Annotated in this window: 11 protein-coding genes; 8 read left to right on the plus strand and 3 right to left on the minus strand. The window is 51.3% G+C overall.

Annotation, left to right across the window (positions count from 1 at the left end):
• Positions 1-196 precede the first annotated feature (196 nt).
• On the plus strand, positions 197-1,978 hold the full coding sequence (locus JRJ22_RS04185; protein ID WP_206103369.1) for a methyl-accepting chemotaxis protein: 1,782 nt from the start codon (positions 197-199) through the stop codon (positions 1,976-1,978).
• Positions 1,979-2,049: 71 nt separating this feature from the next.
• Here the strand turns inward: JRJ22_RS04185 and JRJ22_RS04190 are convergent, their stop codons facing one another.
• A complete protein-coding gene (locus JRJ22_RS04190; RefSeq protein WP_206103370.1) occupies positions 2,050-3,006 on the minus strand; it encodes a D-2-hydroxyacid dehydrogenase in 957 nt (318 codons plus the stop codon).
• A gap of 89 nt (positions 3,007-3,095) precedes the next feature.
• Here JRJ22_RS04190 and thpR point away from each other — a divergent pair, with 89 nt between their 5' ends.
• Both thpR and JRJ22_RS04200 read left to right on the plus strand, forming a co-directional pair.
• Positions 3,096-3,695 (plus strand): RNA 2',3'-cyclic phosphodiesterase, encoded by a 600-nt coding sequence (gene thpR, locus JRJ22_RS04195; protein WP_206103371.1) that lies wholly within the window; start codon positions 3,096-3,098, stop codon positions 3,693-3,695.
• A gap of 82 nt (positions 3,696-3,777) precedes the next feature.
• Positions 3,778-4,665, plus strand: coding sequence for a cell wall hydrolase (locus JRJ22_RS04200; RefSeq protein ID WP_206103372.1), 888 nt, complete (start codon positions 3,778-3,780; stop codon positions 4,663-4,665).
• 67 nt (positions 4,666-4,732) lie between these two features.
• Here JRJ22_RS04200 and JRJ22_RS04205 read toward each other — a convergent pair whose 3' ends face one another.
• Positions 4,733-5,923: an MGDG synthase family glycosyltransferase gene (locus JRJ22_RS04205; RefSeq protein ID WP_206103373.1), complete on the minus strand. Its 1,191-nt coding sequence runs from the start codon at positions 5,921-5,923 to the stop codon at positions 4,733-4,735.
• Positions 5,924-6,227: 304 nt separating this feature from the next.
• Here JRJ22_RS04205 and JRJ22_RS04210 point away from each other — a divergent pair, with 304 nt between their 5' ends.
• From JRJ22_RS04210 to JRJ22_RS04230, 5 genes are all read left to right on the plus strand, one after another.
• Positions 6,228-6,818 (plus strand): TetR/AcrR family transcriptional regulator, encoded by a 591-nt coding sequence (locus JRJ22_RS04210; protein ID WP_206103374.1) that lies wholly within the window; start codon positions 6,228-6,230, stop codon positions 6,816-6,818.
• A 184-nt stretch (positions 6,819-7,002) separates the two neighbouring features.
• Positions 7,003-9,357 carry a YhgE/Pip family protein gene (locus JRJ22_RS04215; RefSeq protein WP_206103375.1) on the plus strand — a complete coding sequence of 785 codons (2,355 nt, stop codon included), beginning with the start codon at positions 7,003-7,005 and terminating at the stop codon, positions 9,355-9,357.
• 476 nt (positions 9,358-9,833) lie between these two features.
• Positions 9,834-14,429, plus strand: a complete 4,596-nt coding sequence (gene gltB / locus JRJ22_RS04220) for a glutamate synthase large subunit (protein WP_206104972.1) — start codon at positions 9,834-9,836, stop codon at positions 14,427-14,429.
• A 446-nt stretch (positions 14,430-14,875) separates the two neighbouring features.
• A complete protein-coding gene (locus JRJ22_RS04225) occupies positions 14,876-15,805 on the plus strand; it encodes an ABC transporter ATP-binding protein (RefSeq protein ID WP_206103376.1) in 930 nt (309 codons plus the stop codon).
• Positions 15,798-16,586, plus strand: coding sequence for an ABC transporter permease (locus JRJ22_RS04230; RefSeq protein ID WP_206103377.1), 789 nt, complete (start codon positions 15,798-15,800; stop codon positions 16,584-16,586). Before JRJ22_RS04225 ends, JRJ22_RS04230 begins: the two co-directional genes overlap by 8 nt.
• 64 nt (positions 16,587-16,650) lie before the next feature.
• Here the strand turns inward: JRJ22_RS04230 and JRJ22_RS04235 are convergent, their stop codons facing one another.
• A complete protein-coding gene (locus JRJ22_RS04235; RefSeq protein WP_206103378.1) occupies positions 16,651-17,100 on the minus strand; it encodes a bactofilin family protein in 450 nt (149 codons plus the stop codon).
• Between the last annotated feature and the right edge of the window lie 48 nt (positions 17,101-17,148).

The raw sequence follows: 17,148 nt of genomic DNA on the forward strand, positions 1-17,148 counted from the left end.
GGCTCTCTAGGTTGAGAGTCCTGTTTTTTTTGCTGCAAATGAATGAATCCCGATTAAATACCTGACATCGCCTAAATATCTCCCCGGAATCTGCCGAAATAGAGAGTGTAATCCATCGTTTTGCCCTTTTATGAAAAATGAAAGCAATCGATATGAATTACATGTAAGGTTTTCGGAAAATAAAGGGGGCACATATATGGGACAAAATCGGAAACTAAAGAAACTGAAGGAATTCGTATTAAAGCATGGGAGTGGAATAAAGAATGTTATTGCTAACAGCAACAGGAGCATTGGTGTAAAGATAGCTTCAGGCTACGTGGCCTTAGCGATATTGGTTTTAATTATTGGGGGCGCTTCCCTCTATCAAATGAACAACATGCAGAAGAACACGGGCAACATAGTGGAGAATGTGATTCCTGCACTGGACCAGGTACATAGGATTAACTATTACATGGAGCATATTATGGCTCTGAGCATGCAGCATATTTTGAACGCAGACAGCGCAGAAAAATCAAAGCTGGAAGAACAGAGGGGGCAGTTTATCCGAAAAGTAGCGGATGCGATGAAGAGCTACAGGCAGTCGGTTAGCGACAAAACACGGCTGCAGCAGCTGACAGCGCTGGGCGATAAATGGGAAGAATATATGACCATCAATAATCAGGCGATTAAGCTCAGCAGCTCAGGGGATGAGGAGCTTGCCCTTGAGGTTTCCCAAAAAGGAATAGCCGCCTTCAATGCCATGCAGACCGATTTAGGCGCATTGGTAGACTATAGCCAGAAGGAAGCCGCGCAAGAGGGAAGTCATTCCGTTCAAACGTTCCATACCTCGATTACGATAAATATTGTGATCATTGTGCTGGTACTTGTGGTCATAGGCCTAATCAATATGGTGATCCGCAAGACAATGATTAACCCGCTTAAGAAAGTAACCGTCCATTTGCAGCGGATTGCAAGCGGAGATTTGACCTCAGAGGATACCTTTATCGTGAATGAGGATGAGATCGGCCGGCTGGCCAAAACCGTAAATGAGACGAACCGCACACTTCTGGAGATTGTTAACCAGATCCGCCATGTCTCGGGGATTATCGCCAGCCAAGGGGAAGAGCTGGTGCGCACGGTTTCGGGTACGAAGGAAGGAAGCAGCCAGATTGCCCTTACCATGGAAGAACTGGCCAAAGCGTCAGGAAGCCAGGCAGAAGCCGCAGTGGATGCCTCCAAAGCTGTCGATGACCTGAACAAGCTGATCGGAGATTTTGCCGATAAAGGAAATGAGCTGCTGCTTCACTCCGAGCAGGTACGTTCCAAAGGCGACCGGGGCAGACAGCTGATGGATAGCTCAGTCGCGCAGATGGGGCAGATTGCCGAGGCTGTATCTCAGTCCATGGAGACGGTAGAAGAGCTGAACCGCAAGAATGAAGGCATATTCCGGCTGGTCGGCTCGATCCGCAATATCTCTGAACAGACACACTTGCTGGCCATCAATGCTGCAATTGAAGCCGCCAGGGCCGGAGAAAGTGGACGCGGCTTTGCGGTAGTCGCGCAGGAGGTGCGCAAGCTCTCGGAGGATGTGCAGCAGACGGTAGCGGAAATTACCGGCATAACGCAGGGGATTCAGCTGGATTCGAGGGATATGGTAGAGAATTTGCGCGAAGGTGTCCTGAAGACAGAGGAAGGCAGCCGGCAGATCGTAGAGACAGGCGAAGCTCTGGCCGAGATCAACAGGTCGGTAAATGTTATGGCTGTAACCATTGAGAATATGGGCCATAATATTGCGCAGATGACCGGTGCCAGCGAAAAGATGAGCGAATTCAGCCAGCATATTTCAGCCCTGGCGCAGGAATCGGCAGCCGGTGTAGAAGAAACTTCGGCTTCTGCCCATGAGCAGGTAAGTGCAACAAGTGAGGTTGCGGCAGGAATCGGGCAGCTGAAAAGCCGTCTGATTGAGCTTGAAGAATCTGTAAAGCGGTTTGTAGTATAAGAAAACAGCCCCTTGGGGACATATACTCACAAAGAGTACATGTCTTTACAGGGGGCTGTTTTCGTCTGTATTCAGTATTGGCGTCTATAGTCAACAACGTTATGTGAAGGGGCGCCTGTCTTCAGATAAGCCTCCATATTGGCTGTGAAAATTTCGACCACCCGGTCGGCGTAGCGGTCCGTCGAACCCGCACAGTGCGGGGTAATGACGACCTGCTCCATACCCCAGAGAGGGTGCTCTGAAGGCAGCGGCTCAGTCTCGAATACATCCAGACCGGCACCGGCCAGCCGGCCGCTGTTCAGCGCGGCCATCAGGTCTTCTGTATTTGTTGTGGCTCCGCGCCCGATGTTGATATAATAAGCGCCTGTTTTGCAGGCTCCAAATACGTCTGCATTAAACAGATCCTGCGTTTCGTCCGTAAGCGGCAACGTGTTTATGATGAAATCAGCCTGGCTGGCAGCTTCCGTGAGCTGGCCGGTTGTGTAAACCTGATCAAAGCCGGGAGCGGGCTCACCTGAACGGCTGACTCCGATCGTGTTCATCCGGAAGGCTTTGGCGATTCTTGCCGTTTCGCTGCCAATGGAGCCCGTACCGGCAATAACGGCTGTCTTGCCGGTCAGCTCACTCTCCGTACCGTCTGAATGCCAGTTGCGCTCCTGCTGATTACGGATAGCGGTATGCAAATTCCGGGTGAAGATCAGCATGAAACCGAAGATGACGGCTGTAATCGGTTCAGCATGGACACCGCTGGCATTCGTCAGTATAATCCCCCGCTGCTCAAGGCGTTCCAGCGGCAGTTTTTCAACACCGGCTGACCAGGTCTGCAGCCAACGGAACGGTGAATCCGGACGCAGCAAGGTGTCACTGATGCCTTTGCCCCAACCGATTACGATTTCTGCCTGGGCGAGCACCTCCAGATCCGGTTTTTTGGCATCTCCCAGTGTAAGGGTATAACCTGGGGCGGCGGCGAGAATGGACTCCTGCTGCCGGGATGTAAGGGGCTGTAAACATACGATAGATTTAGTCAATAAAGGTTCCCTCCTGGTATGCTTTTTAGTAAAAATGGCTGATCCTGTATACAATAAGGATAACAAATCTGTCTGGAAAGGTGAAATTGATGAAATCTGCTGCGAAAGAAACGGAGCGGCTGTTTATAGCTGTGAAGCTGCCTGAGGAAATAGGTAGAGTATTAGGGCAAGAATGCGCTGAGATATCTGAGAGGCTGAAGTTTGCCAAATGGACACATCCGCTAGACTATCATATTACCCTCCAATTTCTGGGTGACACACGAAAGGAACAGATTCCGGCGCTGCTTGAAGCGCTGAAGGAAATTTCCGGCAAGCATACTCCGTTTAAACTGCAGCTGAAGGAAGGGGGAACCTTTGGCCCGGGAAGTGCGCCAAGAGTGCTTTGGGCCGGGGTGTCAGGCGAGCTCGAGAAGCTTCAGGGGCTTCAGCACGGTGTGGTTTCTGCCACGGCTCCCCTGGGTTTCAGGGCGGAGGAAAGACCGTATGCCCCCCATCTTACGCTGGCCCGTAAATACCGGGATGAGCTGCCTTTCAGCACGGAACGGCTTGGGAAATTACGGGTCCCTAAGCTGGGAGACGAGAACAATTGTTCGGAAAATGACTGGACGGTAGATTGTTTTGTGGTGTATGCTACTAGGATGCATGCCATTCCTATGTATGAAATCATCGAAAATTTGACATTTTTTTAATGATAAATCGACAAGAAAGTTTTCAAAGCTTCCATTTTCGGTTACATACAATAGGAATGTGCCGTAAAATAGGAGGTAAAAAATGGAAATTTTTAAACAAAACCGCTGTATCGCGCTGCTTGTCGGCGTTATTCTAGTGTGTTTCTCTGCTATAAGCTTGCTCAGCCCCGGTAAAATTAACGAAGGGCAAAATACATTGAAAATGGATAAATTTGGAGGTTCCGGCCATGCATCTGCAGCAGCTCTGTTGCCGCAGACAGCAGTAACCCCTGAGAGGATAAAAGGAACGGCTAAACCCATGCTCTTCACCACAGCGGCAATTCCGGGCCATGTCTGGAACGGTAAGCAAACGGTGGACTGGTTCACTCCCGCTAAGCTGAAGCTTAAGGCAGCAGCCGGGACGCAGCCAGCCAAGCCGAGGACCGTTGTGGTGAAGGTGTCGCCCGAAGCGCAGCAAGCGCTGAAGCAGGCGGCAGTCAAGGGGAGTCAGAGCGTAACCAAAGTAAAAACGGCATCTCAGCAACATCCCCCCACAAAATTGTTCTTCTCCCGGACCAAGCTACTAAGCCAGGAACAGCAAGCACAAGCAACCTGGAGCTACGCAATATCCGAAGAAGACCTGCTACTGCTGCAAAAAATCGTTATGGCAGAAGCGGAAGGTGAACCGTACCAGGGCAAGGTGGCAGTCGCCAACGTTGTTCTGAACCGGCTGCGGTCAGCCAATTTTCCCGACACTATACATGAGGTTATTTATCAGAAAAGCCAGTTCAGTCCTGTGGCGAACGGGCGTCTTCAGCGCGTAAAGCCGAATGAGGACAGTATTAAAGCAGTCAATGCCGCGCTTTCCGGGGTGAAAGAGGTTACTGATGATACTTATTTTTTCCTGTCTCTAAAGCTGGCACAGGATCTTACCGTGCATCATTCACGGACCTACGCCAAGACTATCGGCAATCATACATTCTATAAATAATTACGAAAACTGAAAAAGCCTCCATATCCGCATTACGCCGGATTGGAGGCTTTTTTTGGGTTCTTCATTAAGGTGTAACATAGACAGGCTCTTCCGTCCGCGTTTGTTGCGCCCGTGCAGTCCGTGGTTCAGCTGCCCCGTCTGCACTCTTGCCCAAGAGCTGCAGCACGGTGGAGGCACAGTTATGCGGCTGCTGCCGTTCCAGGGCCAGCCGGCGTTTCCGCTGCTCCTCAAGACCGGCATATTCCCGCAGCAACAGGGAAAACCATCTGTCCACCACATCCGAATCGAGCACTTCGGCGAGTCCTAACTCTACGAAATACTGGGCATTTTTCTCTTCCTGTCCTGGAATGGCACTGTAGAAGAGCATCGGTATGCCCTTGGCCTGACCTTCCGTACAGGTCATCCCGCCAGGCTTCGTAATCAGCAGATCAGATGCATCCATCAGCTTATTGATTTCGCTGCTGTATCCCAGGATCTTCACATTGGGATGATTCAGCAGGGGAGTGGCGCGCATTTTGGCCACAAGCTTATCGTTGCTGCCCATGCAGAAGACCAATTGGATGTCGTCCATCCGGGCGGTCAATGAATCCATGACATCTTTGCCGAACATCAGACCCCATCCACCGCCCATAATCAATACGGTAGGGATATCGGCAAGCCCGAGCTCCTTGCGGAGCTGCTGCTTGCTGGAACGCTCCCAGAATTTCGGATGCACCGGAATGCCGGTGACTGTTACCAGCTCAGGAGGAACCCCCCGTCCGGTCAGAATCGATTTGACCCGTGAGGTTGAGACCAAATAGCGGTCTGCCTCGGGATTAACCCAGCTTCCGTGCGCATCATAATCAGTTATAAGTGTATACAGCGGTATTTCCAGCCCCTGATGCTTCAGCCTGGAAATGACGGCAGCAGGAATCGGATGGGAGCAGATAATGAGATCAGGCTTAAGCTGCTCAATCACCTTTTGGGCATGTGTATAAAAAATCCGGTGAAGTGCCGCTCGGGTCAGCCGGTTCAGTGATTTATGATATTGGGTTTTATACATCATGCCGACCAGCTTAGGCTGGCTGCTGACTGTTTTGCGGTAAGCGGAAAGAATCCAAGGAGCAACCGTAGGATTCAGGAATCTCCCCAGCTCAATGACCCGGCACTGGACGTCCGGGTTAAGCTGTCTGATTCCTTCGGCTAGAGCATAGGCTGCCCCTGTATGGCCCGTGCCGAAGCCTTCCGAAAACAGCAGTACTCTTTTCTTTCGCATAAGTTCACCTGCTACTTTCCTTCATGGGTAGAATTGCGGGTTCTCTTCTTAGGGCGAATTGGAGATACCTCTTCAGTAAAACATTCTCTTATAGTATACAAGGGAATTAGCTTCTTTTCTCACATTATACAAATAAGACGTAAATAGAAAGTTAAAACCCTGCAAAAAAATAAAAAAATATGGAGAGCTCAGGTATTGCAAACAGATATATAAAGTGATAAAGTGGGTAATGACCGAATGACCGGATTAGTAAAGTGGTCAAAATGCGGTGGCAACGATTTTTCGAAGGAAAGGGTGTGTACGGGTGGCTGTGGTAGATCGAAGGCAGCTGGTGCTTCAGGCCGCGACGAAATGTTTTTCATTATTCGGTTATAAGGCAACCACAATGGATCAGGTCGCAAAGATTGCGAATGTCGGAAAAGGAACGATCTATACCTTTTTTACGAATAAGGAGCAGCTGTTTGATGAGATCCTGCGTGATGTCATTATCGAGATGAAGAAAATCGCCGAGCGGGAAGTCAAACGCGATAAGCCGTTTTTTGATAACCTGCACAGGGTTCTGGATGCGCTGCTTGAATTTCGAAGCGAACATGAGCTATTCATCAAGCTTTCCCAGGAAAGTCGCGATTTCGGAACGCCGCAGGCTGGTGAAGGGCTCGATAAGATCGAGCGTGTTGTACTTGAATATTTGGAACGGGAGGTGGAACAGGCGATACGTCAGGGCGAGATTAAGGATTGCGACCCTAAGATTGTGTCCGTAGTTATGTTTAGGCTTTATATCGTGCTGACAGCCGAGCTGAACAAGGTGCATGTGTCTTTAAGCAAAGAACAGATCAAAGATTATTTTCAATTGTTTCTGTCCGAAGGCTTGGCACGACAAGCTTTGAACTGCTGATGGGCTCTTGCGTACAGCCGCGTTACAACATATTTTTTTTGCCTTTCTCTGACCGATTGGGGAAAATGGTCAACCAGTGTTCCTGCAAACTTTCAGCAGATTAGCAATTTTGTGAAAACTGTTCTGATAGAGAGAGACTTATAGCTTCATAAAAAGAGCATATGATCATAAGGAGAGAACCAGAATGAAATCTTTATCCGTGTTTATTAAGGACCTTGGCGCGGCGCTTAAGAATCCTAAAGTGCTGATACCTATGTTCGTTGTCCTTTTCATTCCCGTGCTGTACAGCGGATTGTTCCTGAAAGCCTTCTGGGACCCGTACGGTAAAATGAACGAGCTGCCGGTCGCTGTTGTAAATGAAGATAAAGGTGCCGATTATGAAGGCTCGAAGCTGGCCGCCGGTAACGAGCTGGTAGAGGAACTTAAGAAGACCGACGGGTTCAAATGGAACTTTGTGACCCGTGAGCAGGCAGAAGCCGGACTGGACGATAATACCTATTATATGGCGATCATCGTTCCTGAAGATTTCTCAGCCAAAGCAACTACCCTGCTGGATGCAGATCCGCAGCCGGCCAAAATTATTTACGAGCCTAATGAAGGCTACAACTTCCTTGCCGGTCAAATCGGCGGAACTGCAGTAAAAGATATTAAGACAAAAGTATCGGCCAAGATAACTGAAGCTTATACAGATTCCGTATTTGATAAAATTACTGAGATCGCCAGCGGCCTTGGTGATGCCGGAGACGGCGCTTCAAAGATCGCTGACGGCGCAACGAAGCTGGACGATGGTGCATTGAAGCTGAGAGATAACCTGCTTGTGCTGACCGAAGGTACCGGCAAGCTGGTTAACGGCGTAGCACCTCTTACAGAAGGTGTGACTGCTCTGAATACAGGTGCAGCGGCACTGGAGAATGGCAGCAGCACCCTGGCAGGCGGACTTGAGCAACTGTCTGCCGCCCACAAAAAACTGCAGGCCGGCGTATCGCAGACAGCAGCCGGCAGCAAGCAGCTTAGCGATGGCTTGAAGAAGACTGAAGCCGGAGCAGCAGCGCTGCAAGCCGGAACACAGTCGGCTGTAGACGGAACTGCGAAGCTGCAGGCAGGAACGCAGTCAGTGGTTGACGGCAGCTCGAAGCTGGCGGCAGGACTGACCTCTTCCGCCGAAGGCAGCGCGAAGCTGGAAGCCGGTCTGAAGGCTTCCAAGGACGGCAGCGCCAAAGTAAGCGCTGGAGCCAAGGCAGTGGCGGATGGCCTGCAGCAGCTGGTTAAATCGAGTCCGCAGCTCGCGGCGAGCGCAGATGTGCAGAAGCTGCTGGCGGCAAGCGCCGCTGTAGCCGAAGGCACAGCGCAGCTGGATGCGAGCCAGCAGCAGCTGCTGGCAGGTGCGACCTCCCTGCACAGCGGCCAAGAGCAGCTGGTACAGGGCGCGAACCAGCTGCATGACGGTTCGCAGCAGCTGGACGCAGGTGTCAGCCAGCTGCATGACGGAGCGCAGCAGCTGAATGCGGGCAGCACGCAGCTGCTGCAAGGACAACAGCAGCTGCTGGCAGGTGCTGCGAAGCTTGAAACAGGCGGTAATACACTTTCCGCCGGTATGAAGCAATTCGGCGCGAAGCTGGATGAAGCGGCAGCAGGCGGTGCGAAGCTGGCGGATGGCGGCAAGGCGCTGGAGGCCGGAACATCCAAGCTTCTGGCTGGCGCAGGCCAGCTTAGCAGCGGCCTCACATCGGTAGCCGATGGTTCGAAGAAGCTCAGCGACGGTGCAGGCCAGCTTAAAGATGGCCTGGATGAACTGAAATCGGGATCAAGCGAGCTGGCCACGAAGCTTGGCGATGCTGCTTCGCAGACCAGCACGGTGAACAAAACGGATGCGCTGGTGTCCATGTTCGCACAGCCGGTGAAGATCGAAGAAGTTAAGGTCAGTGCAGTACCGAACTACGGTACCGGTTTTGCTCCTTACTTCCTGTCGCTCGGATTGTTCGTAGGCGCGCTGATCTGTACACTCGTTGTTCCGATGAGAAGCTCTGAAGTGCTTGAGGCGAGCCGGTTCAACCGGTTTATGAGCCGCACACTGACCTTCTCTATGATGAGTATGCTGCAATCCCTGATGGCGGCGATGATCGTGCTTTACGGATTGGGGCTTGAGGTACAAAGTGTACCGTTGTTCTATGCCTTTACCTTTATTACAAGCATTTCCTTCATGTGGATGATTCAAGCGATTGTTACCTGGATGGATCAGCCTGGACGTTTCGTAGTCATCGTTATACTCATCTTCCAATTGACTACAAGTGCGGGTACCTTCCCGCTGGAGCTGATTCCGAACTGGATGAAATTCTTCAATCCGCTGCTGCCTATGACTTACAGTGTGCGCGGATTCAAAGCAGCTATTTCCACCGGAGATTTCAGTGCCATGTGGGGTGATGCGGGACTCCTGGCCATTTACGGCATCGTATTCCTGGCATTAACATTCACCTATTTCATGACCCGTGAACAGGAAAATGAAGTGATGGTGAAAGGTGAACAAGTGTTGTCTGTATAATCAGAATTTCATTGTTTAGAATAAAATTAACAAAGAACGCCCCGGACCGGGGCGTTCTTTGTTATACTTCACTAGATTGATCCAAAAATACACTGTAAAATTTACATCATATGGAAAGAAAACAAATGAAGCGTTTTCAATGAATAAGAAGTTATTCGTTATTTGTGAATAAATATGCAGCGGAAAGTTTTTTTACACTTTTACTCACTAAAGCTGTACCGTAAAAACATTTGTTAATCAAACTCATAAAAAACTTTAAATTGCACTCATGTCAGGTCGATGATAAACTTATATAACCAATCTGGCTTGAATAATTATTAAGATATTTCTGAAAAATTTTCCTAAGATATAAGGTACTATACTCTTTAGGTCTTTTTATCTTATATTTTAAGTGAAGCGGATGCCGCCTGATTTAAGGACGTGCAGCCGCTTCTTGTGAAGATAACGTCTACTTTATAATAGAAAGGTTGCGTATGATGAGACACACTGAACTGCCCGGCAAACAGGGCCTTTATGATCCCCAGTTCGAAAAAGATGCATGCGGCATGGGTTTTGTTGCCCATATTAAAGGAAAACCTTCCCATGATATCGTTAGCAACGCTTTGACTATGCTCTTTAATATGGAGCATCGGGGAGGACAGGGAAGCGAGCCGAACTCTGGTGACGGAGCTGGCATTATGCTGCAGATTCCTCACCGTTTCTTTGCCGGTGAAGCCAGTAAGCTTGGCTTTGAACTGCCGGAACAGGGCTTTTATGGCGTGGGTATGATCTTTTTGTCTCACAACGAGGAGATCCGCGCCCGTCACGAGGCTCTCTTAAATGAGATTATTGCCGAAGAAGGCCAGGCGGTGCTTGGATACCGTGATGTGCCTACCTTCGACGAAATGCTGGGCAAGACCGCTAAGGCAGCCAAGCCTTATGTCCGCCAGGTATTTATCAGCCGTGCTGAGGGCCTTGCCGATGAGCTGGCTTTTGAACGCAAGCTGTTTGTGATCCGCAAGCGTGCCGAGCTCGCCATCCGCTACGGCGGTGTGGAAGAGGCTGAATCCTTCTATATGCCAAGTATGTCCTGTCGGAAGATCGTATACAAAGGCATGTTGACAACCGAGCAAGTAGGCCAGTTTTACCTGGATCTGCAGAATGAAGAGCTGGAGTCGGCGATTGCGATGGTGCACTCCCGTTTCAGCACCAATACGTTCCCAAGCTGGGAGCGTGCCCACCCGTACCGCTTCATGATCCATAATGGCGAGATCAACACACTGCGGGGGAATGTAAACTGGATGCATGCCCGCCAGTCCCTGTTCAAGAGCGAAGTATACGGTGAAGACCTGAGCAAGATCAAACCGATCGTAAATCCGGACGGTTCTGACACTGCGATGTTCGACAACACCTTTGAGTTCCTGTATCTCAGCGGACGCTCCCTGCCGCATGTGGCGATGATGATGGTGCCTGAGCCTTGGAGCAATCATGAAAGTATGGGCGATGAGAAGAAAGCCTTCTATGAATACCACAGCACTCTGATGGAGCCGTGGGACGGCCCCGCCGCGATGGGCTTTACCGATGGTGTGCAAATCGGTGCAATGCTTGACCGTAACGGCCTGCGCCCTGCACGCTACTATGTAACCAAAGACGATATGATTATCTTATCCTCTGAAGCTGGAGTGCTTGATATTCCGGCAGAGAATGTACTATATAAAGACCGCCTGAGACCAGGCCGCATGCTGCTGGTGGATACAAAGCAGGGACGAATTATCTCCGACGAGGAAGTAAAGGCCGCCATCGCCTCCGAGCAGCCTTACCGCCAGTGGCTGGATGAGCATCTCATCGGCCTCGACCAGCTTCCGGATGCTCCGGAGCTGCCAAATCCGAAGCATGACAATGTGCAGCAGCTGCAGCAGTCATTCGGCTACACATTTGAGGATCTGCGCAAGGTATTGGAGCCTATGGCTTCCACCGGTGCCGAAGCCGTTGCTTCCATGGGCTACGATGCCCCGCTGGCCGTGCTATCGGACCGCCCGCAGCGTCTCTACAACTATTTTAAACAAATGTTCGCGCAGGTAACCAATCCGCCGATCGATGCGATTCGTGAGGAGCTGGTTACTTCTACAGCCACCACGATCGGGCCGGAACGCAACCTGCTGAAGCCGGAACCGGAGAGCTGCCGGCAGATTTCATTGGAATCGCCGATTCTCTCCAACGAGGATTTCGCGAAGATCCGCCATGTCCGCCGTGCCGGCTTCAAGTCGATGTCGATTCCGATCCTGTTCCCGGCTGAGCTTGGAGCGGAAGGAATGCGCATTGCCCTCGAACGCATGAATGAAGCAGCTGACCGTGTAATGGCTAAAGGACATAATATTCTTATTCTGTCTGACCGCGGTGTAGACCGTGAGAATGCCGCAATACCGGCTCTGCTCGCTGTATCCAGCCTGCATCACCACTTGATCCGCTCCGGGACACGGACGAAGGTCAGCATTCTGCTGGAGTCCGGCGAACCGCGTGAAGTGCATCATTACGCGCTTCTCCTTGGCTACGGCGTCAGTGCGGTCAATCCATACCTTGCTTTTGAAAGCTTGGATGACATGATCGGGCAAGGCCTGCTGCGCGGAATTTCGCATGAGAAGGCTGTGAAGAATTACATTAAGGCTGCGACGAAGAGCGTAGTTAAAATATTGTCCAAGATGGGGATCTCCACGATCCAATCGTACCGCGGTGCACAGATTTTTGAAGCTGTCGGCCTGAATTCGGAGTTTGTGGACCGTTACTTTACCTGGACACCTTCCCGTATCGGCGGTATCGGCCTTGAGGAAGTAGCTGCTGAAGCACTGATTCATCACAACCGTGCGTTCACCGACAAGGACGGCAACGACAAGGTGCTTGATTCCGGCGGTGAATATCAATGGCGCAGTGACGGGGAAGAGCATTTGTTCAACCCGCAGACGATTCACTTGCTTCAGCATTCCGTGCGGAGCGGGGACTATGGCTTGTACAAGAAATATGCGGCGCTCGTTCAGGGTGAGAGCAAGAAGCACCAGACCATCCGCTCCATGCTGGAATTCAAAACAACGAACCAGCCGGTTCCGCTCGAAGAAGTAGAGCCTGCAGAATCGATTATGAAACGCTTTAAGACCGGAGCCATGTCGTTCGGTTCCATCAGTAAGGAAGCTCATGAGACACTGGCGATTGCAATGAACCGCATCGGTGGCAAGAGCAATACCGGTGAAGGCGGGGAAGATCCGGCGCGCTTTATTCCGGACGCTAACGGCGATTCCCGCCGCAGTGCGATTAAGCAGGTGGCATCCGGCCGGTTCGGGGTAACCTCGAACTATCTGGTGAACGCTGATGAGATCCAGATCAAGATGGCACAGGGGGCTAAACCTGGTGAAGGCGGACAGCTTCCGGGCCGCAAGGTATATCCTTGGGTAGCCGAAGTGCGCGGTTCCACAGCGGGTGTGGGCCTGATTTCACCGCCGCCGCATCATGATATTTATTCCATCGAGGATTTGGCCGAACTGATTTATGATCTGAAGAATGCCAATCCGCGTGCGAGCATTAATGTGAAGCTCGTGTCTGAGGTGGGTGTCGGAACGATCGCTGCCGGCGTAGCCAAGGGCCGTGCCGATATTATTCTGATCAGCGGATATGACGGCGGTACAGGGGCATCCCCGTTGAACTCCATCCGTCATGCCGGTCTGCCGTGGGAGCTTGGACTCGCGGAGACGCATCAGACGCTTATGCTGAATAACCTGCGTGACCGTGTTGTACTGGAAACCGACGGTAAAATGCTCAGCGGACGCGACCTTGCGGTAGCAGTACTGCTGGGAGCAGAAGAATACGGATTTGCTACAGCACCGCTTGTAGCGGTAGGCTGCATCATGATGCGCGTATGTCAGATGGATACTTGTCCGGTTGGTGTTGCGACACAGAATCCGGAACTGCGTAAGAACTTTACCGGCGACCCGCAGCATGTCGTGAACTTTATGACATTTGTGGCTCAGGACCTGCGCGAAATTATGGCTGAGTTAGGCTTCCGCACCATTGAAGAGATGGTCGGACGCACGGATTGCCTCGATGCTGTACGTGCTTCGAGTCATTGGAAGAAGAAAGGCGTAGATCTGAGCAGTCTGCTGCATACTCCGGAACTGCCTGAAGGCAGCACCCGCTTCCGCAGCAAATTCCAGAACCACGGCCTGGAAGAAACCATCGATGTATCGAAATTGCTGGATCTGGCAGCACCGGCACTGGAATCCGGCCAGGTGGTTGAAGCTTCACTGCCGATTACGAACGTCAACCGTGCAGTGGGCACGATTCTGGGGAGCGAGCTTACCCGCAAATACGGGGCCGCAGGTCTGCCAGATGATACAATCCGTCTGCACTTCACCGGCTCTGCCGGACAAAGTCTGGGAGCTTTCGTACCGAAGGGCATTACAATTACGGTCGAAGGCGACTCCAATGACTATGTGGGTAAAGGGCTGTCCGGAGGCAAGCTGATTATCAAGCCGTCGCCGAAGGCTACCTTTGCTGCTGAGGACAACATTATTATAGGGAATACGGCGCTTTACGGAGCGACCAGCGGTGAGGCGTATATCAGTGGTATCGCCGGTGAACGGTTCGCCGTGCGTAACTCCGGTGCGAAGGTAGTTGTTGAAGGCGTGGGCGACCACGGCTGTGAATATATGACCGGCGGCCGTGTGGCCGTGCTTGGTCCAACCGGCCGCAACTTTGCGGCAGGGATGTCCGGGGGTATCGCTTACGTCTATGACCCGGACAATACCTTCATCAAACGCTGCAACCTGGAAATGGTGCTTCTGGAGCGTGTGGAGGAAGCGGATGAAGCAGCTGAACTGCACAGCCTGATTGCCCGCCATGCAGAGCTTACAGATAGTGCTGCTGCAAGCCGGATCCTGGACAGCTGGGAGGCTTCGCTGCCGAAATTCGTCCGTGTTATTCCGAAGGATTACAAACGGATGCTGGAGCAGATCCGCAAGGTAGAACAGACCGGGTTAACCGGTGAAGCTGCCCTGATGGCTGCCTTCGAAGCCAATATGCGTGAACTTGCGCGTGTTGGAGGCTAATTAGAAATTGCCGTATCGTACTGAACGGCTGTAATAAGTAGTAAAAGGCTGAATCCTTCCGAATGAGGAAGGATTCAGCCTTTTTTACTATTACTGCCTTTTTTTCTTCTTTTCAGGAAAAAGGCAGTTTGTGGTAATATGAATAATAAATAAAATGAAATGGTAGAATTGAACTTGAATATTTGAGCTAGGGAAAGAGTGGCGGAAGGGAATTTTGGAACTGGAAGAGCGAAGCGTCCGCCTGAAAGCTTTCTGCAGGAAAGCTCACTTCGGAAGCATAACCCTTCTGCGGATTTCTACCGCAACAGCGGGCAAAATCAAGAAATCTGCAGACAACAGCGGCTGGAAGTCCAAACATTCTCTGGAGTCACCCCCAATCCCGAAACAGAAATATCTAGTTCCAATCTATATGTTTCATTTTATAAACAAAGAAAGGAAGTGAAAGTATGCCAGTTACGGCAGAAGTAGCGAATAAGCCGGTTGCCAGCCTGATAGGGGTCACCAAAAAAATGGGTTCCAAGACGCTGGTCAGTGATCTGACGCTGGATATTACGCCCGGACAAATTTTCGGGTTCCTTGGGCCGAACGGTGCCGGTAAAACAACAACGATCCGTATGATGGTGGGACTGATTTCTATCAGCCGCGGGGATATTCTGATCTGCGGGCGCAGCATCAAGGACCATTTTGAGGAAGCTGTAGCCAACATCGGTGCGATCGTGGAAAATCCGGAGATGTATAAGTTCTTAAGCGGTTATCAGAATCTGCGGCAGTATGCCCGAATGGTCAAGGGGGTTACGAAGCAGCGGATTGATGAAGTTGTAGAGCTGGTCGGGCTTGGCCAGAGAATTCATGACAAAGTAAAAACATACTCGCTTGGTATGCGTCAGCGGCTGGGAGTCGCTCAGGCATTGCTGCACCGGCCAAAGCTGCTGATTCTGGACGAGCCGACCAACGGGCTGGATCCGCAAGGGATTCGTGAGCTGCGGGATTATTTGCGGCGCCTGTGCCAGGAGGAAGGAACAACGGTGTTTGTCTCCAGTCACCTGTTGTCGGAGATGGAGCTGATGTGTGACAGTGTGGCCATTATCCAGAACGGGCGTCTGGTTGATGTCAAACAGCTGAAGACGGTAGGAGATGCGGTGCTGCCGGTTCAGGAAACGCTGTTTGAGGTCAATGATCCGGAAGCTGCACTGGCGCTGATCGGCCGCGGAGCAGTGAAGAACGGCGGGGTTTCTATTGAGGCAGGACGCGAGGAAATCGCCGAGCTGAACGCCCGGCTGGTAGCTGCCGGTTTCAAGGTGTACAGCATCAGGGCGCTGTCACGTTCACTGGAAGATCAATTCTTGGAAATTACCGGAGGTGAAGGCATTGGGTGAGTTCGCAGCTCTCATACATAATGAGAATATCAAGATTTACAGCCGTGTCCGTACATGGATTATGCTGTTTATTCTGGCACTCATGAGTGCGCTGTTCCCTGCACTGGTCTACTATACGAGCAGCGGAGATTCATCGGGAACCGGATTATGGGACAACTTTCAGATGGCGGTGACGATCGCCTTTTTCCTGAATACAATCTTTACAGTGGTGGTGGCTTCTGACGCTGTGGCGGGCGAGTTCTCCTGGGGAACAATTAAGCTGCTGCTGATCCGCCCGTGGAGCCGCTCCAAAATCCTGCTCTCCAAATACATTTCCATGGTTTTGTTCAGCTTGCTTAGTACAGCCGTGCTGATTGTATTCGCCTATGCTTCATCCCTGATTTTCTCCTCTTCCGAGGGGGGCGCAGTAGCGAATCAGATGTCCTGGAGTCCGGCGGAATATTCCTTCCTGGATGTGTTCTGCGGGTATATCGAGCTGTTTTTGACCGCTGCACTGGCTTTTATGGTCTCCAGCGTTTTCCGGGCTAGCGGTCTGGCCATCGGGCTGTCGCTGTTCATTATGTTTACCAAAAATATTTTCGTCAGCATCTTCAATCCCGATCGCTTTGATTGGGCCAAATATCTGATCTTCACGCATATGGATCTGCGGGGATATCTGCTGACAGACAGCGGTCCGGGAGGGGTTACCATCGGGTTCTCCATAGCGGTACTGGCAGTTTACTACCTGCTGTTCCTGGGAGTTTCCTGGTTGGTTTTCAGCAAAAGAGATGTCGCCGCTTAAGGAGACAAAGCTATTGCTAACTGTATTTAAGTGAACCCGGCCGAACGAAGCGGGCTAAGCCCGCTTAGCCCGCTTCGAGCTTATTCTGCTGCTTGGAGGCGCGTTTGCCTGCCTTGTCAGCCTTCTTGGCTTCGGTGTGCCCGCCTGCCGTTTCAATGGCGGGCTGTTCGGCTGTGATGACAGAGCCGTTTAGCACGCTGCCTTCCATGATGCTGAGCATGCCTGCTTGGATATTACCGTGCAGCTGTCCGGTTCCCGTCATGGTGAGCCGGTGATCGGCAGTAACGTCACCATATACTTTTCCGGCGATAATGACCTCCCTGGCTTTGATCGTGGAGAGAACCGTACTTTGTTCGCCGATGGTTACAGTCCCCTGGCACTGGATTTCCCCGCTGAAGTTACCCTCAATCCGTAAATTGGTATCGCATTGCATCTTGCCCTCCAGATTCCCTCCATGTCCGATCAACGAATCGGTAGACCTGAACAACGCTGATTGCTTGTTTCGATTCCACATGCTTTTACCCTCCTAAACATTGTATGGGTTTAATAGTTGAAGCCCTGC

The sequence above is a fragment of the Paenibacillus tianjinensis genome (assembly GCF_017086365.1).
Classification (GTDB): domain Bacteria; phylum Bacillota; class Bacilli; order Paenibacillales; family Paenibacillaceae; genus Paenibacillus_AQ; species Paenibacillus_AQ tianjinensis.